The sequence below is a fragment of the Streptomyces sp. NPDC051578 genome (assembly GCF_044454045.1).
Lineage (GTDB): Bacteria > Actinomycetota > Actinomycetes > Streptomycetales > Streptomycetaceae > Streptomyces.
Window position 1 is genome coordinate 104,361 of sequence record NZ_JBITDH010000008.1, and the last position, 16,989, is coordinate 121,349.

18 protein-coding genes are annotated in these 16,989 nt (G+C 72.6%); 14 read left to right on the forward strand and 4 right to left on the reverse strand.

The annotated features are described in order from the left end of the window. Positions 1-245: 245 nt before the first annotated feature. The 13 genes from ACIA6C_RS26950 (at position 246) to ACIA6C_RS27010 (ending at position 11,818) form a co-directional block, all read left to right on the forward strand. Positions 246-1,529, forward strand: a complete 1,284-nt coding sequence (locus ACIA6C_RS26950) for a GAF domain-containing protein (RefSeq protein WP_361132049.1) — start codon at positions 246-248, stop codon at positions 1,527-1,529. 5 nt (positions 1,530-1,534) lie between these two features. Beyond that, positions 1,535-2,098 (forward strand): GNAT family N-acetyltransferase, encoded by a 564-nt coding sequence (locus tag ACIA6C_RS26955; RefSeq protein ID WP_399279634.1) that lies wholly within the window; start codon positions 1,535-1,537, stop codon positions 2,096-2,098. A 135-nt stretch (positions 2,099-2,233) separates the two neighbouring features. Next, positions 2,234-2,317: a putative leader peptide gene (locus ACIA6C_RS26960; protein ID WP_312847410.1), complete on the forward strand. Its 84-nt coding sequence runs from the start codon at positions 2,234-2,236 to the stop codon at positions 2,315-2,317. 222 nt (positions 2,318-2,539) lie between these two features. After that, positions 2,540-4,237, forward strand: coding sequence for a nitrite/sulfite reductase (locus tag ACIA6C_RS26965; RefSeq protein ID WP_361131892.1), 1,698 nt, complete (start codon positions 2,540-2,542; stop codon positions 4,235-4,237). Beyond that, positions 4,234-4,413, forward strand: coding sequence for a hypothetical protein (locus ACIA6C_RS26970; protein WP_361131890.1), 180 nt, complete (start codon positions 4,234-4,236; stop codon positions 4,411-4,413). Before ACIA6C_RS26965 ends, ACIA6C_RS26970 begins: the two co-directional genes overlap by 4 nt. After that, complete coding sequence (locus ACIA6C_RS26975; protein ID WP_399279637.1) at positions 4,410-5,126, forward strand: phosphoadenylyl-sulfate reductase; 717 nt, start codon at positions 4,410-4,412, stop codon at positions 5,124-5,126. Before ACIA6C_RS26970 ends, ACIA6C_RS26975 begins: the two co-directional genes overlap by 4 nt. A gap of 35 nt (positions 5,127-5,161) precedes the next feature. Then, positions 5,162-5,707 carry an adenylyl-sulfate kinase gene (cysC, locus tag ACIA6C_RS26980; RefSeq protein WP_399279820.1) on the forward strand — a complete coding sequence of 182 codons (546 nt, stop codon included), beginning with the start codon at positions 5,162-5,164 and terminating at the stop codon, positions 5,705-5,707. Further along, a complete protein-coding gene (cysD, locus tag ACIA6C_RS26985) occupies positions 5,704-6,639 on the forward strand; it encodes a sulfate adenylyltransferase subunit CysD (protein WP_366082167.1) in 936 nt (311 codons plus the stop codon). The genes cysC and cysD overlap by 4 nt, the downstream gene beginning before the upstream one ends. 2 nt (positions 6,640-6,641) lie before the next feature. Continuing rightward, a complete protein-coding gene (locus ACIA6C_RS26990) occupies positions 6,642-8,003 on the forward strand; it encodes a sulfate adenylyltransferase subunit 1 (RefSeq protein ID WP_399279639.1) in 1,362 nt (453 codons plus the stop codon). A gap of 215 nt (positions 8,004-8,218) precedes the next feature. Then, entirely contained in the window at positions 8,219-9,343 is a 1,125-nt protein-coding gene (locus ACIA6C_RS26995; protein ID WP_399279641.1) for an aliphatic sulfonate ABC transporter substrate-binding protein, read from the forward strand. Positions 9,344-9,377: 34 nt separating this feature from the next. Continuing rightward, the gene (locus ACIA6C_RS27000; RefSeq protein ID WP_361131874.1) at positions 9,378-10,169 is read left to right on the forward strand and encodes an ABC transporter ATP-binding protein; all 792 of its coding nucleotides are present in this window, start codon (positions 9,378-9,380) and stop codon (positions 10,167-10,169) included. Next, entirely contained in the window at positions 10,156-11,046 is an 891-nt protein-coding gene (locus tag ACIA6C_RS27005; RefSeq protein WP_399279643.1) for an ABC transporter permease, read from the forward strand. The genes ACIA6C_RS27000 and ACIA6C_RS27005 overlap by 14 nt, the downstream gene beginning before the upstream one ends. Positions 11,047-11,056: 10 nt before the next feature. Next, positions 11,057-11,818, forward strand: coding sequence for a sirohydrochlorin chelatase (locus ACIA6C_RS27010; protein ID WP_399279645.1), 762 nt, complete (start codon positions 11,057-11,059; stop codon positions 11,816-11,818). Between the two features lie 310 nt (positions 11,819-12,128). On the opposite strand, the gene ACIA6C_RS27015 is transcribed toward ACIA6C_RS27010, so the two are convergent. The 3 genes from ACIA6C_RS27015 to mgt all read right to left on the reverse strand — a co-directional run bounded on the left by ACIA6C_RS27015 (position 12,129) and on the right by mgt (position 15,056). After that, entirely contained in the window at positions 12,129-13,130 is a 1,002-nt protein-coding gene (locus ACIA6C_RS27015; protein WP_399279647.1) for a ketopantoate reductase family protein, read from the reverse strand. A gap of 63 nt (positions 13,131-13,193) precedes the next feature. Then, positions 13,194-13,760 (reverse strand): DUF1697 domain-containing protein, encoded by a 567-nt coding sequence (locus ACIA6C_RS27020; protein WP_366081794.1) that lies wholly within the window; start codon positions 13,758-13,760, stop codon positions 13,194-13,196. Between the two features lie 81 nt (positions 13,761-13,841). Beyond that, entirely contained in the window at positions 13,842-15,056 is a 1,215-nt protein-coding gene (gene mgt, locus ACIA6C_RS27025) for a macrolide-inactivating glycosyltransferase (protein ID WP_399279649.1), read from the reverse strand. A gap of 172 nt (positions 15,057-15,228) precedes the next feature. On the opposite strand from mgt, the gene ACIA6C_RS27030 reads away from it, so the two are divergent. Continuing rightward, a complete protein-coding gene (locus ACIA6C_RS27030; protein ID WP_399279822.1) occupies positions 15,229-16,080 on the forward strand; it encodes a phosphotransferase enzyme family protein in 852 nt (283 codons plus the stop codon). A gap of 171 nt (positions 16,081-16,251) precedes the next feature. On the opposite strand, the gene ACIA6C_RS27035 is transcribed toward ACIA6C_RS27030, so the two are convergent. After that, positions 16,252-16,977 carry an exonuclease domain-containing protein gene (locus tag ACIA6C_RS27035; protein WP_361131853.1) on the reverse strand — a complete coding sequence of 242 codons (726 nt, stop codon included), beginning with the start codon at positions 16,975-16,977 and terminating at the stop codon, positions 16,252-16,254. Positions 16,978-16,989 lie beyond the last annotated feature (12 nt).

Genomic DNA, 16,989 nt, shown 5'->3' on the forward strand with positions numbered 1-16,989 from the left:
TCCGAGAAGCCCCGAGGAAGGAGCTGTCACGCCGCTCGGCGGCGTGCCGATAGTTTCGGTCGGGCGACCGGAGGTTGGCGAGGGTTGCATACGGTTGCAACCCGGGTTGCAACCCTTCGCCTCTGGAACCAGTCGAACCAGTAACCGGTCGAACGAGTCACGCAGTCAGCTCCTTGACTGTCCACGGGGAGGTTCCGGTGGCCGACACCGCAGGCAGCACGGTCGATGTGGCGCGCATCTCCGCCATGGACGCGCGGGAGGCGGCGCGTCTGCTCAAGGGCGTACGGGCGGCCGCGCTGGCCGGTGACCGCCTGCCGGTGGCCCCGCGCCCGGAGATCGCCGAGTCCTGGCGGCGGATGATGGCCGGCGGGGTGCACCCGGACCGCGACGCGCGCTCGCGGCTGCTGTCGGCGGCCGAGACCGAGGAGCGCCGGCAGGTCTCGCCGCTGCGGGAGATCCTCCCGGTGCTGCGCGAGGGCCTGCTGCCCGAGCTGGACGAGGCCCTGCACATCATGGTCGTCGCCGACGCGGACGGGCGGCTGCTGTGGCGGGAGGGGCACTCCTCGATCCTGCGCCGCGCCGACCGGCTGGGCTTCGCGGTGGGCGCCGACTGGGCGGAGGCCGTCGTCGGCACCAACGGCGTCGGCACCTCCCTGGTGACCCGCAGGCCGGTCCAGGTGTTCTCGGCGGAGCACTTCGTCTCCAGCCACCACGACTGGACCTGCGCCGGGGCCCCCGTACGCGACCCGAGGGACGGCCGACTGCTGGGGGTCGTCGACGTCAGCGGCCCGCTGGCCACCATGCACCCGGCGACGCTGGCCTGGGTGACCTCGGTGGCCCGGCTCGCCGAGCGCGAGTTGCGGATCCGGCACCTGGAGTCCCTGGAGCGGCTGCGGACGGTCGCGGCGCCGCTGCTGGCGCGGTTGCCGGGGCGTGCGGTGGCGGTGGACCCGCAGGGCTGGACGGCGGCGGCGACGGGTCTGGCCCCGGCGGACCGGATCCCGCTGCCGAAGGGGTTCGGGCCCGGGCGGGTGTGGGTGCCGCAGCTGGGCCACTGCGCGGTGGAGCCGCTGCCGGGCGGCTGGCTGCTGCGGATCGAGGAGTCGCGTGCCGGCAGCGGGGCGGCGAGCCGGGTGGTCCTGGACCTGAGCCGGGCCGGGTCGTGGTCGGCGACCGTGTACGGGGCCGCGGGCAGCTGGTCGCTGGAACTGAGTCCGCGCCACGCCGAGCTGCTGTTCCTGCTGGCGGAGAGCCCGCGGGGGCGCTCGGCGGCCGAGCTGGCCGCCGAGCTGTTCGGGGACCCGAGCCGCACGGTGACGGTCCGCGCGGAGATGTCCCGGGTGCGCCGCAACCTCGCCGGGGTGCTGGCGCACCGGCCGTACCGCTTCGCGCAGGACGTGGAGGTGGAACTGATCCGCCCGGCGGTCCCGGCGCAGCTGCTGCCCCATTCCACGGCGCCCGCGGTGGTGCGGGCCCGCCTGGGCCGGGACGGGTGGCTGGGGGCCCCGCGAGGTCATGTGATTCCCTGACCTGCATGAGCACCATCACGCTGACCACCTGGTCGCTGGAAATGACCTCGTCGGAAGACCTCGTACCGGCGGCCGTCCCCGGCCCGGAGATCACGATCGCCCGGGCGGAGGTCCCCTCGCCCGAGTTCAGCCGGTTCCTCTACGCCTCGGTGGGCGGGGACATCCACTGGACGGACCGGCTGTCGCTGACCCGCGCCGAGTGGGTGGAGCAGCTGGAGCGGCCGGGGGTGGAGACGTGGGTGGCGTATGACCGCGGTACGCCGGCGGGCTACGTGGAACTCGACCCGCAGCCCGGCGGTGTGGTGGAGATCGTCTACTTCGGTCTCCTGCCGGACTTCCGCGGCCGCCGCATCGGGGGCCACCTGCTGTCGGTCGGCACGGCCCGGGCGTGGGACCTCGCCCGGCGGTGGCCGGATCTGACTCCCACCCGCCGCGTGTGGCTGCACACCTGCAGCCAGGACGGTCCGACGGCGATGGACAACTACCTGCGCCGGGGCTTCAAGGTGTTCAAGACGGAGACGGAGGCCAAGCCCCTGACCCCGACGCCGGGTCCCTGGCCGGGCGCCTGAGCGCCGGCCCGCGGGCGGCGGGCGAAACGCGCGGCAGGGGTGACCTGGATCACGCCATCCCATCATGCGAGACCAGTTCGTCCGAATCCTGGACACTAGTGGACTCCTCCAATCGGCCCGTGCCACGCTTCCGCCATGAATGGAGCTGGAATTGCCTTGGTGAGTCGGCGGCACGTCGACCTCGGCCGCATGTCCAGCGCCATCTGTCCGGCGCGCTGACGGAACCAGCAACCGCCGCACATCGCCGCTGTCCCCGCTGCCGCGGACGCGTCGACCCCGGGGCCGTACGGCCTCCACCAGCCCCCTGACGGCTGAAATCCGCCCTGCCCGCCGGCACAACCGGCCTTGGCGCGGCCATCAGCCACACCTGCTCAGCGTGCGGGGGTCACGCCGCCGCTCCCCCTGCCCTTGCCCTGAGCCGCCGAAGAAGGACGTACCGCCATGGCCGCCACCCCCGAAACGCCCGCAGCCGCAGCCGCGCGCCGCAAGACCGGCCGTCACCGCGGTGAGGGCCAGTGGGCCGTCGGACACCACACCCCCCTCAACGGCAACGAGCAGTTCAAAAAGGACGACGACGGTCTCAACGTGCGGACACGCATCGAGACGATCTACTCCAAGACCGGCTTCGACTCGATCGACCCCAACGACCTGCGCGGCCGTATGCGGTGGTGGGGCCTCTACACGCAGCGCAAGCCCGGGATCGACGGCGGCAAGACCGCGGTCCTGGAGCCGGAGGAGCTGGACGACAAGTACTTCATGCTGCGCGTCCGCATCGACGGCGGCCGGCTGACCACAGAGCAGCTGCGCGTCATCGGCGAGATCTCCGAGGAGTTCGCCCGCGGCACCGCCGACCTCACGGACCGGCAGAACGTGCAGTACCACTGGATCCGGATCGAGGACGTCCCGGAGATCTGGCGCCGTCTGGAGGCCGTGGGCCTGTCGACCACCGAGGCCTGCGGTGACACCCCCCGCGTCATCCTCGGCTCGCCCGTCGCCGGCATCGCCGAGGACGAGATCATCGACGGCACGCCCGCCATCGATGAGATCCAGCGCCGCATCGTGGGCAACCCGGCCTTCTCCAACCTGCCCCGCAAGTTCAAGTCCGCCGTCTCCGGCTCTCCGCTGCTCGACGTGGCCCACGAGATCAACGACGTCGCGTTCGTCGGCGTGAACCACCCCGAGCACGGCCCGGGCTTCGACGTGTGGGTCGGCGGCGGCCTCTCGACCAACCCCAAGCTCGGCGTCCGCCTGGGCGCCTGGGTCTCGCTCGACGAGGTCCCGGACGTCTACGAGGGCGTCATCTCGGTCTTCCGCGACTACGGCTACCGGCGGCTGCGCACCCGCGCCCGCTTGAAGTTCCTCGTCGCCGACTGGGGCGCGGCCAAGTTCCGCCAGGTGCTGGAGGACGAGTACCTCAAGCGGCAGCTCACCGACGGCCCGGCGCCCGAGCAGCCCTCCGGCCAGTGGCGCGACCACGTCGGCGTACACCGGCAGCAGGACGGCCGGTTCTACGTGGGCTTCGCGCCCCGGGTCGGCCGCGTCGACGGGGCCACCCTGACCAAGATCGCGGACGTGGCCGAGCAGCACGGCTCCGGCCGCCTGCGCACCACCGCCGAGCAGAAGATGATCGTGCTGGACATCGACGCCGACCGAGTCGACTCCGTGGTCGAGGCCCTTGAGGCGCTGGACCTGCGGGTCAAGCCGTCCCCGTTCCGCCGCGGCACGATGGCCTGCACCGGCATCGAGTTCTGCAAGCTGGCCATCGTCGAGACCAAGGCGCGCGGCGCCTCGCTCATCGACGAACTCGAACGCCGGCTGCCGGACTTCGCCGAGCCGCTCACCATCAACATCAACGGCTGCCCGAACGCCTGCGCGCGTATCCAGGTGGCGGACATCGGTCTCAAGGGGCAGCTGGTCCTGGACGAGAACGGCAACCAGGTGGAGGGCTACCAGGTCCACCTCGGCGGCGCGCTCGGCCTGGAGGCCGGCTTCGGCCGCAAGGTCCGCGGCCTCAAGGTCACCTCGGCGGGCCTGCCGGACTACGTGGAGCGGGTCGTCACGCGCTTCCAGGAGCAGCGCGAGGACGGCGAGCGCTTCGCCGCCTGGGTCGGCCGTGCGAGCGACGAGAGCCTGTCGTGAGCGAGCGCGCCGCACCGTTCTACTGCCCGTACTGCGGCGACGAGGACCTGTTTCCCCACGAAACGGGTCACGGCGCCTGGGAATGCAGGGCCTGCAACCGAGCCTTCCAGCTGAGGTACCTCGGGCTGCTGGCCCGGGGCGTTCGGTCCGAACAGCCTGGAGGGGAAGCGATATGACGACGACTCGGGAAACGGCGACGCAGGACACCAGGGACCTCAAGGCACTGGCCGAGCAGGCGGGCCGCGACCTCGAGGACGCCTCCGCGCTGGAGATCCTCACCTGGGCCGCCGAGACCTTCGGGAAGAAGTTCGCCGTCACCTCCTCGATGGAGGACGCGGTCGTCGCACACCTGGCGTCCCGCGCCTTCCCCGGCGTGGACGTGGTCTTCCTCGACACCGGCTACCACTTCGAGGAGACCATCGGCACCCGTGACGCGGTCGAGGCGGTGATGGACGTCAACGTCATCACCCTCACCCCGCGCCAGAGCGTCGCCGAGCAGGACGCCCAGTACGGCCCGAAGCTGCACGACCGGGACCCGGACCTGTGCTGCGCGCTGCGCAAGGTCAAGCCGCTGGAGGAGGGCCTGACCGCCTACGAGGCGTGGGCGACGGGCCTGCGCCGCGACGAGTCCCCGACCCGGGCGAACACCCCCGTGGTCGGCTGGGACGAGAAGCGGCAGAAGGTCAAGATCTCGCCGATCGCCCGCTGGACGCAGGACCAGGTGGACGCGTACGTCGCGGAGCACGGCGTGCTGACCAACCCGCTGCTGATGGACGGCTACGCCTCCGTCGGCTGCGCCCCCTGCACCCGCCGCGTGGCGGAGGGCGAGGACGCGCGGGCCGGCCGCTGGGCCGGGCGGGCGAAGACCGAGTGCGGACTGCACGGCTGATGACCGACATCGAAGAACCGACGGAGACGAGAACGATGAGCGTGAGCGACCAGGGCGCCACCGTGTGGCTGACCGGGCTGCCGAGCGCGGGCAAGACCACCATCGCGTACGCGCTGGCCGAGCGGCTGCGGGCCGAGGGCCACCGCGTGGAGGTCCTCGACGGCGACGAGATCCGCGAGTTCCTCTCCGCCGGCCTGGGTTTCAGCCGGGAGGACCGGCACACGAACGTGCAGCGGATCGGCTTCGTCGCCGAACTGCTGGCCAGCAACGGCGTCAAGACGCTGGTGCCGGTGATCGCGCCGTTCGCCGACAGCCGCGAGGCCGTCGCCAAGCGGCACGCCGCCGCGGGCACCGCCTACCTGGAGGTCCACGTGGCCACCCCGGTCGAGGTCTGCTCCGAGCGCGACGTGAAGGGCCTGTACGCCAAGCAGGCGGCGGGCGAGATCTCCGGTCTGACCGGGGTCGACGACCCGTACGAGGCTCCGGACTCCCCGGACCTTCGGATCGAGTCGCACACGCAGTCCGTGCAGGAGTCGGCTTCGGCCCTGTACGCGCTGCTCACCGAGAGGGGTCTGGCATGACGACCGTCGCCCACCTGCACGAGGGGACCGACGCTCCCTACGCGCTGTCCCACCTCGACGCCCTCGAATCCGAGGCCGTGCACATCTTCCGCGAGGTGGCCGGCGAGTTCGAGAAGCCGGTGATCCTCTTCTCCGGCGGCAAGGACTCCATCGTCATGCTGCACCTGGCGCTCAAGGCGTTCGCGCCCGCGCCGGTGCCCTTCACGCTGCTGCACGTCGACACGGGGCACAACTTCCCCGAGGTGCTGGAGTACCGCGACCGCACGGTCGAGAAGCACGGCCTGCGCCTGCACGTGGCCTCCGTCCAGGAGTACATCGACGCCGGCAAGCTGCGCGAGCGCCCGGACGGCACCCGCAACCCGCTCCAGACCGTTCCGCTGACCGAGGCGATCCAGAAGCTCAGGTTCGACGCGGTCTTCGGCGGCGGCCGTCGCGACGAGGAGAAGGCCCGCGCCAAGGAGCGCGTCTTCTCCCTGCGCGACGAGTTCTCCCAGTGGGACCCGCGCCGCCAGCGCCCCGAGCTGTGGCAGCTCTACAACGGCCGCCACGCACCGGGCGAGCACGTGCGCGTGTTCCCGCTGTCGAACTGGACCGAGCTGGACGTGTGGCAGTACATCGCCCGCGAGGGCATCGAGCTGCCGCAGATCTACTTCGCACACGAGCGCGAGGTGTTCAAGCGGAACGGCATGTGGCTGACGGCCGGCGAATGGGGCGGCCCCAAGGAGGACGAGACGACGCAGAAGCGTCTCATCCGCTACCGCACCGTCGGTGACATGTCCTGCACCGGTGCCGTCGACTCCGACGCCACCACGCTGGACGCCGTGATCACCGAGATCGCCGCCTCCCGCCTCACCGAACGGGGCGCCACCCGCGCCGACGACAAGATGTCCGAGGCCGCGATGGAAGACCGCAAGCGCGAAGGGTACTTCTAGAAATGACCTCCACCACCGATCAGGTCGCCGGGCTCGACGACCTGGCAGCGACCACGCTGCTGCGCTTCGCGACCGCCGGTTCCGTCGACGACGGCAAGTCCACGCTGGTGGGACGGCTGCTGCACGACTCCAAGTCGGTGCTGACCGACCAGCTGGAGGCCGTCGAGGCCGTCTCCGCCCAGCGCGGGCAGGACGCCCCCGACCTCGCGCTGCTCACCGACGGCCTGCGGGCCGAGCGGGAGCAGGGCATCACCATCGACGTGGCGTACCGCTACTTCGCCACCGCCCGGCGCCGGTTCATCCTGGCCGACACCCCGGGGCACGTGCAGTACACCCGCAACATGGTCACCGGCGCCTCCACCGCCGACCTGGCCGTGGTTCTCGTCGACGCCCGCAACGGCGTCATCGAGCAGACCCGCCGCCACGCGGCCGTCGCGGCGCTGCTGCGCGTGCCGCACGTGGTCCTCGCCGTCAACAAGATGGACCTCGTCGGCTACGAGGAGGCGGTCTTCGCGAAGATCGCCGAGGAGTTCACCGCGTACGCCTCGGACCTGGGCGTGCCGGAGATCACCGCGATCCCGATCTCGGCCCTCGCCGGTGACAACGTCGTGGAGCCCTCGGCGCACATGGACTGGTACGGCGGGCCGACGGTGCTGGAGCACCTGGAGACCGTGCCGGTCAGCCATGACCTGACCGCCTGCCCCGCGCGCTTCCCGGTGCAGTACGTGATCCGGCCGCAGACCGCCGAGCACCCCGACTACCGCGGCTACGCGGGCCAGATCGCCTCCGGCGTGCTGCGCGTCGGCGAGGCCGTCACCGTCCTGCCGTCGGGCCGTACCTCGGTCATCGAGGGCATCGACGCGCTCGGTCAGTCCGTCGACATCGCCTGGGCGCCGCAGTCGGTGACGGTGCGGCTGAGGGACGACATCGACATCTCGCGCGGGGACCTGATCGCCCCGTCCGCGAGCGCCCCGGCCACCACGCAGGACGTCGAGGCGACGGTGTGCCACGTCGCGGACCAGCCGCTGGCCGTCGGCGCGCGCGTGCTGCTCAAGCACACGACCCGCACCGTCAAGGCGATCGTCAAGGACATCCCCTCGCGGCTGACCCTGGACGACCTGTCCCAGCACCCGGACCCCGGGCAACTGGTCGCCAACGACATCGGCCGCGTCGTCGTCCGTACCGCGGAGCCGCTCGCGCTCGACGCGTACGCCGACTCGCGCCGCACCGGGTCCTTCCTGCTGATCGACCCGGCGGACGGGACCACCCTGGCGGCCGGCATGGCGGGCGAGGCCTTCGCGGCCCACGCCCACGACGCCGAAACCGAGGCCGTCCAGGCCGACGACGAGGGATGGGACTTCTAAGCCATGACCGTCGACATCTACTCGACCTTCGCCAAGGAGGGCGGCCGCGTAGGCAGCGGCCACCTCGGCAGCGGCCAGGGAGGGGTGGGGCGATGTGCGCGATGACGTACGCGCACCGCATGCGCGCCCACACCCCCCACCAGCCCTGCCCGCCCTCGCTGCGAAGACGAAGACCCGCGCCGTGACCCCACGGCGCTCCGAGAGGAATCCCTCGCGTGCCTGCCACCGCCACCACCGCCCGTAAGACCCTTCGCCGCGGCGCCGCCGCCGCCCTGCCCCTGCTGATCGGCGCCCTCGCCTCCTGCGGCTACGGCTCCCAGGCGACGAAGGACGACGCGAAGACGGCCGCCGTCCCCGCCGCCGACGCCAAGAAGCTCTCCGCCCCCGAGGTCCGCATCGGGTACTTCCCGAACCTGACGCACGCCACCGCCCTGGTCGGCCTCCAGGAGGGCCTGATCGCCAAGGAACTCGGCGGCACCACGATCAAGCCGCAGACCTTCAACGCCGGTCCGTCCGAGATCGAGGCCCTCAACGGCGGCTCCCTCGACATCGGCTTCATCGGCCCCTCGCCGTCGATCAACGGCTACGTGAAGTCCAAGGGCCAGAACCTGCGGATCATCTCCGGATCCGCCTCAGGCGGCGTCAAGCTGGTCGTGAACCCGGACAAGATCAAGACCCTGGACGACCTCAAGGGCAAGAAGATCGCCACCCCGCAGAAGGGGAACACGCAGGACGTCGCGTTCCTCAACTGGATCTCCGAGAAGGGCTGGTCGGTCGACCCCGAGTCGGGCAAGGGTGACGTCTCCGTCGTCCGCACCGACAACAAGGTCACCCCCGACGCCTTCAAGCAGGGTTCCATCGACGGCGCCTGGGTGCCGGAGCCCACGGCCTCCAAGCTCGTCTCCGACGGCGGCTCCGTGCTCCTCGACGAGACGTCCCTGTGGCCCGACAAGAAGTTCGTGATCACCAACGTCATCGTGTCGCAGAAGTTCCTCAAGGAGCACGCGGACGTGGTCGAGGCCGTGCTCAGGGGCACGGTCAAGACGAACGAGTGGATCAACGCCAACCCGGACAAGGCGAAGGCCTCCGCCAACGCGAAGCTCGCGGCGGACGGCGGCAAGCCGCTCGACGCGAAGATCATCGACCCGGCGTGGCCGAGCATCCTCGTCACCGACGACCCGCTGGCGGGCACCCTCAAGACGGAGTCCGACTGGGCGGTCAAGGCCAAGCTCATCGAGCAGCCCGACCTGACCGGCATCTACGACCTGACGCTCCTGAACAAGGTGCTCAAGGCCGCCGGCAAGCCCGAGGTCTCCGACGCCGGTCTCGGCGTCAAGTAAGCCCGTAACCCGAATCCCCCAGGAGGTGACGACCATGGCCACCACGCTCGCCAAGGCTGCCGAGGGCGCGGTAGCGGAGCGGACGCACGCCGCGCGCATCGAGCACGTCTCGAAGTCCTTCCCCGGCCCGGCCGGATCGCAGCTCGTCCTGGACGACATCAGCCTCGATGTCGCCCCGGGAGAGTTCGTCACCCTCCTGGGGGCCTCGGGGTGCGGCAAGTCCACCCTGCTCAACCTGGTCGCCGGACTCGACGAGCCCAGCGCGGGCAGCATCGAGACCGCCGGCCGCCCCGCCCTGATGTTCCAGGAGCACGCCCTGTTCCCCTGGCTCACGGCGGGCAAGAACATCGAACTGGCACTGCGGTTGCGCGGGGTCGCCAAGGCCGACCGCAAGCCGGAGGCGGAGCGGCTGCTGGAGCTGGTCCGGCTCGGCGGGGCGTACGGCAAGCGCGTCCACGAACTGTCGGGCGGCATGCGCCAGCGCGTGGCACTGGCCCGCGCCCTGGCCCAGGACAGCCGGCTGCTGCTGATGGACGAGCCGTTCGCCGCGCTGGACGCCATCACCCGGGACGTGCTGCACGGCGAGCTGACCCGGATCTGGGAAGAGACGGGCCTGTCCGTCCTGTTCGTCACGCACAACGTCCGGGAAGCCGTGCGCCTCGCCCAGCGCGTCGTCCTGCTGTCCTCGCGGCCCGGCCGGGTCGCCAAGGAATGGACCGTGGACATCCCGCAGCCGCGCCGCATCGAGGACGCGGACGTCGCGGAACTGTCCCTGGAGATCACTGAACACCTGCGTGGGGAGATCCGCCGCCATGGCCAGCACTGACACCGCCCCCAAGGCCAAGAGCGACGACCTGGCGGGCCTTGAGGCCGGCCTGGACGCGCTCGACGCGGTCCAGACCCATCGCACCCCGGTCCGTGAGGTCCTCCTCAAGAAGGTCCTGCCGCCCGCGGTCGCCGTCGGTCTGGTCCTCGTGGTCTGGCAGGTCCTCGTCGCGGCCCACGTCGCCGACGAGACCAAGCTGCCCTCGCCGTCCGCGGTGTGGGACGGCCTGACCGGCATGTGGCTCAAGGGCACCCTGCTCGACGTCGTCTGGACCAGCGTCTCGCGCGGTCTGCTCGGCTTCCTGCTGGCCCTGGCCATCGGCACCCCGCTCGGCCTGCTGGTCTCGCGGGTGAAATTCGTCCGCGCCGCGATCGGCCCGATCCTGTCCGGCCTCCAGTCGCTGCCCTCGGTGGCATGGGTGCCGCCGGCGGTGATCTGGCTCGGCCTGAACGACGCGATGATGTACGCCGTCATCCTGCTCGGTGCGGTGCCGTCCATCGCCAACGGCCTGGTGTCGGGCGTCGACCAGGTCCCGCCGCTGTTCCTGCGGGCCGGCCGCACGCTGGGCGCCACGGGGCTCAAGGGCACCTGGCACGTGGTCATGCCGGCCGCGCTGCCCGGCTACCTCGCCGGCCTCAAGCAGGGCTGGGCCTTCTCCTGGCGCTCGCTGATGGCCGCCGAGATCATCGCGTCCTCCCCCGACCTGGGTCTGGGGCTGGGCCAGTTGCTGGAGAACGGCCGGAACAACATCGACATGCCGGGCGTGTTCCTCGCGATCCTCCTGATCCTCATCGTCGGCATCGCCATCGACCTGCTGATCTTCAGCCCGGTCGAGCGGTGGGTGCTGCGCAGCCGCGGCCTGCTGGTCAAGAGCTGAGCTGAGTACCGTGTTCCGTTCCCCCGTACTCCTGGTCATAGCCCACGGCAGCCGCGATCCGCGGCACGCCGCGACCGTGCACGCCCTCACCCGGCGCGCCCGGGCGCAGCGGCCCGGCCTGCGCGTGGAGACGGCGTTCCTGGACTTCAACGCCCCCTCGGTGCCACAGGTCCTGACCCGCCTCCACCTGGCGGGGGTACGGGAGGTCGTGGCGCTCCCGCTGCTGCTCACCCGGGCGTTCCACGCCAAGACGGACGTCCCGGCGGTGCTGGCGGAAGCCGCCGGCCGCCTGCCGGGCCTCTCGGTCCGGGTCGCGGACGTCCTCGGCCCGTCGCCGCTGCTGGTCCGCGCGCTGGAGCGGCGCCTGGCGGAAGCAGGCCTCACCCCGGCGGACCGCGCCACCACCGGTGTGGTGCTCGCGTCCGCCGGTTCCTCAGACCCGGAGGCGATCGCAGTGATCGCTGAAATCGCGCGGGAGTGGCGGCGCACCGGTTGGTGTGCCGTGCGGCCTGCGTTCGCCTCCGCTTCCCTGCCCCGCACGGAGGACGCCGTACGGGCCCTGCGCGCCGAGGGCGCCCGCCGGGTGGCCGTGGCCCCGTACGTCATCGCCCCCGGCCGCCTCCCGGACCGCATCGCGGCCGGCGCGGCGGCCGCGGGCGCGGACCTCGTGTCCCCCGTCCTCGGCCCGGCCCCGGAACTGGCCCGTCTCCTCCTCCACCGCTACGACGCGGCAATCCTGACCCCGGCCCTCACCCCTGCCCTCTCGGCCTGAGCACCCTCAGATCGCCCCCCTGCCCCCAGCCCGCCCGGCGCTTGAGGACACGGCACGTCCCCGCCCCCCAGCCCGCCCGGCGCTTGAGGGCATGGCACGTCCCCGCCCCCCAGCCCGCCCGGCGCCTGAGGGCACGGCACGTCCCCGCCCCCCAGCCCGCCCGGCGCTTGAGGGCACGGGCGCGCAGCGCACGTACGGGGTCCGGGGCGGAGCCCCGGTGAACGGAGGAAGGGCGGGTCGGGGACCGGCCCCGCGCAGCGGCAACCCCGCAGCGGCAACCCCGCACCGGCACCGGCACCGGCACCGGCCCCTACCCCCGGGCAACCGCCTCATCGGCCAGGGCCGCCAGGTCCTCGACCGCCATCGCCCCCGGCGGCAGCCCCTCCCGCGCGAAGATGTTCGCGGCGTGCCGCAACGTCTCGTTCACCGGCGTGGCCACCCCGTGCAGCCGCCCCAACAGGCAGATCTCCCCGTTGAGGTAGTCCGCCTCCACCGACCCCGTCCCCCGCGCCAGGCTCTGCCAGGACGACCCGCCCCGCACCCCCGCCGGCTGCTCGACCTTCCCGTCCCGCGCCGCCGCCTGCTCGGCATCGGAGGCGTAACCGATCCCGGCCGCGTCGAACGCCGCCTTGCCCTCGCGGATCGCCCTGAGCAGCAGCGCCGCCTTCGCCGGATCCGGTTCCGGCCCCGTCGTCGCCTGGATCGCGTTGCCCAGGTTGCCCAGCAGCTTCGCGTACTTCCACCGCATCACGTCCTCGACGACCGGCGCCCCGAAGCCCGCCTTCTCCAGGTCGGCGGCGATCGCCCGGGCCCGGGCGTCGCTTCCCCCGGCCGCGCGGCCCAGGTGCAGGATGCCGCTCAGCGGTGCGCACAGCGCCGAGACCACACCCGGCTCCAGGAAGGTGGCGGGCAGCCAGACGCAGACCCCGTACACGCGCGCGAAGCGCCGTAGGGCCAGCCGTTCGCTCTCCACGCCGTTCTGGAGGCACAGCACCGGCAGGCGCTGCGCCGCCGTGCCCCCGCCCGCGACCTCCGCGTCGCCCCAGGCGTCCAGCGCCGCGATCGCGTCCTGGGTCTTCACGGTGAGCAGCAGCACGTCGTCCGGCCGCAGTTCGCCCAGCTCCGCCGGGCCGGTGACGACGGGCAGCCGGTGGACCCGTTCTCCGCCGACCGTCGTGAGCCGCAGCCCGTCCGCCGCGAGCGCCTGGGCGTGCGCGCCCCGGGCGACGAGGACGACCTCCGGGCCCGCTTCCGCGAGCCGCCCGCCGATGGTCGCGCCGATCGCCCCGGCGCCGATGATGATGTACCGCATGCCCCGAGCCTGGCACATCCCGGTCCCGGCGCCGGGACCGGGGCTCCGGCTGCGGCGGCCGTGTCAGTCGCGGGTCAACTCGACCAGCTTGACGACGGTGTTCCAGTTGCGGGTCGTCGCGTCGAGGCCCTTGAGGAGGGCCGGTCTGTGGAGCACCTCGCCCAGCTTGGAGACGCCGAGGCCGCCCGGTGCGTAGAGGTAGACCACGCGGTCGCCGAGGCGGAACTCCTCGGGGAGGAAGGCCTGCGCGTCGATGGCCGCGTAGCGCTCCGGGGAGGGCTGCGCGGAGAGGAACATGGCGTGAAGCTGTCTGCCTTCGAGTTCGGCCGCCGGGAACGGGCAGGCCTCGGCCACGGCGCGCAGGTGCGGGCCGTCCACGACGAGGCAGGGGACGGGGAAGCCGAAGTGCGCCTCGATGGCCGCCTCCAGCCGGCGGGCGAGCGCGTCGGGGTCCTGCTCCGTACTGCTGAACACGGCGTTGCCGCTCTGCAGGTATGTCCGTACGTCGTCCAGGCCGAGCTGTTCCATGACGGCGCGCAGCTCGGCCATCGGGACCTTTTTGCTCCCGCCGACGTTGATTCCGCGCAGCAGGGCCGCGTAGGTCGTGCGGGCTGTGGGCTGAGGGCTCATGTCCCGAACGATAGGGCGCCCCACTGACAGTGCCGGCAAGCAGTGCCGGCCGACCGCGCCGAGAGCGGCGACGCGGGCCCGTCAGGACAGTTCGGCCTCGATGAGGTCGGCGGCCTGCCGGGCCCCGCCCTCGGCAGCCATCTGCGTACGGATGGCCTCGGCGCGGGCGGCGACCTCGGGAGCGGTGGTCAGGGAGAGGACGGCGTCGCGCAGGGTGGGGGCGTCGGCCTCGTCCATCGGGACGTGCCGGGCGATGCCCAGCCCCTGGAGCATGTCGGCGTTCCCGAACTGGTCGACGGCCTGGGGGACGGCGACCATGGGCGTGCCCGTCGCCATGCCCTCCTGGCTTCCGCCGGCGCCCGCGTGGGTGATGAACGCGTCAGCCTGCCGCAGGATGTCCAGCTGGGGAACCCAGCGGTGGACTTCGACGTTGGCGGGGATCTCGCCGAGTTCGGCCTCGTCGGTGAACTTGCCGATCTGCAGGACCACGTGCCAGTCGGGCAGGTCCGCGAAGGCGTCCATGCAGGCGCGGTAGAAGGCGGGAAGTTTGGTGAAGGTGGAGCCCATGGAGACCAGGACCACCTTTTTGCCCTCGGCGGCGGCCGGCCGCCGCCAGGTCCCCTGGGTGGCGCCGCGGTCGGCCTGGCAGGTGCCGACGAAGGTGTAGACGGACTCGTCCACGCGGTCGGCGTGCGGCTGGAGGGCCTTCGGAATCAGCACGATGCTGCGGCGGGGGCGGCCCACCACGCGGTCGGGGTCGTCCGCGATGCCGTTCTCGTCGAGCCAGGCCCGGAAGCGCGCGTAGTAGTCCCGCCCGCGTTCGGTGGCCCGCAGTTGCTCCTTCATGGGCGCGGCGACCTCCTCCTCGTAGCCGGTCCAGGCGACCAGGTTCGGGGAGAGGGAGATGTCGGGGACGCCCCAGCGGCGGGCGAGGACGACCGCCGGGTAGGCGGTGATGTCGTGGATGACGAGGTCCGGCTCGTCGCCTTCGAAGGCGGCGGCGAGCTGGGGCAGTGCCTGGACCGCGTCTTCGAGGAAGGGTTCGAGGTGGTCGATCAGTTCGGTGCCCCACGCCTCGGGTTCGTCGTCGGTGGGCAGGGTCGAGCGCCAGATGACGGGGGTGGCGCCGGTTTCGGCGACCTTGTCGGCGAAGGAGGCGGGAATGGCGTAGCTGACGCGGTGACCGCGGGCGACGAGTTCCCGGATCACTTCGATGCTCGGGTTCACATGCCCGTGGGCTGCGATGGAGAACATGGCGATGTGTGCGGGCTTGGCTGTGGTCACGAGTCCGACCATAACGAGACGATACGTCTCGTGCAAACGGATTCACTCCGACGTGTGAGCCGCCCCGCCGGCCGTGCCGGACCGGAGGGTGACGGTGGGTCAGAACGGCCGTCGGCGGGGATGGCAGACTGGCCGGGACGTGGTGGCAGGGGACGATCCGGACAGGGACGGGCGGGACAGCGGCATGGACGAGGCGCGGGCCAGGGACGTACTGACGGCGGCGGGGGTCGCCGGCGGGGCCGAGCTGCTGGCCTTCGGCGAGAACGCCGTCTTCGCGGTGGGCGACCTGGTGGTCAAGGTGGGCCGGGATGCGGCGCTGCTGGAGCGGGCCGAACGGGAGGTGGCGGTCGCGGAGTGGCTCGCCGCGAGCGGGGTTCCCGCGGTCCGGGCGGCCGAGCCGGGGGCGCGGCTGGTGGACGGGCACCCGGTGACGGTGTGGCACCGCCTCCCGGAGGCGGTCCGCCCGGCGGCCCCGCAGGATCTGGCGCTCCTCCTGCGGCGGATCCACGCCCTGCCCGCACCGCCGTTCGCGATGCCGGCGCGGGACCTGCTGGGCGGGGTCGAACGCTGGCTCCGGCTCGCCGGTGACGCGGTCGGCCCGGCGGACGCGGCGTACTTGCGGGCCCGGCGCGACGCGTACGCCGGCCAGGTGGCCGCGCTGACGCCCCACCTGCCGCCCGGGCCGATCCACGGTGACGCCCTGCCCCGCAACGTGCACGTCGGACCGGACGGACCGGTCCTCGTGGACCTGGAGACCGTGTCGGCCGACCTGCGCGAGCACGACCTGGTGGTGATGGCCCTCTCCCGCGACCGGTACGGGCTGCCCGACCAGTCGTACGAGGAGTTCGTGACGGCCTACGGATGGGACGTGCGCGAGTGGCCCGGCTGCGCGGTGCTGCGCGGCGCGCGCGAGACGGCGAGCTGCGCGTGGGTCGCCCAGCACACCCCGGCCAACCCGGCGGCCCGCACGGAGTTCCGCCGCCGCGTCACCTCGCTCCGCGACGGCGACACCGAGACCCGCTGGCACCCCTTCTGAGCCCCCGCCCCGAAAAGCCCGCCCGGAAGCCCGGCCCCGAAGACCCGGCCCGAAGACCCGCCCCAAGCCGCGGCCCTTCCCCGCCCGACCCCGCCGGCATCCCCCGCGGCGAACCGCTCATGTCCGGCATCCGCGCGCGGGCCCGCCCCCCTGGGCCTCGCCCCGTGGGGCTCAGGCCCCGGCCGGTATGAGCCCCCGAAGCGGCCACGCCGTGTCGATGACGGCGTCCGGGCTGCCCTGGCCCCGCAGGTACGACTGGAAGTCGCGGGCCCAGCGGGCGTGCCAGGCGCCCTGCCGGTCATGCAGGTCCGACGGACTGAGCGCGGCCACCTCCGGATGCCGTGCGGCTATGGCCCGGGCGACCTGGACCGCTGCCAGCGCGTCGGCCCCCGCGTCGTGCGCGGCGTCGAGGACGACCCCGTACACCCCGCACACCGCCTCCAGGGTCCGCTTCCCGCGCCGGTAGCGGTCCACGGCCCGGTCGATGGTCAGCGGGTCCACCACCGGGCCCGTCCGCGCCCCGCCCAGCCGGTCCGCCAGGGACGGCAGCCCGTGCCGGGCCAACTCCGCGGCCAGCAGCGTCAGATCGAAGGCGGCGTTGTACGCGACGACCACTGAGCCGCGCAGCCAGTGGTCCGTGAGGACGGCCGCCACCTCGTCGGCGACCTGGCGTACCGGACGGCCGTCCGCGACGGCCCGCGCCGTGCTGATGCCGTGGATCGCCGAAGCCTGTTCCGGGATGGGTATCCCCGGGTCGGCGAGCCAGGCACGCCGCTCGCGCACCTCGTCGCCGTGCACCTCGACCACCGCGGCCGTCACGATCCGGGACTCCCCCGGCTCCGTGCCCGTCGTCTCCAGATCGAATCCGACCAGCGCTCCCCCGTGCCACGCCGCCATGGCGCCCCTCCC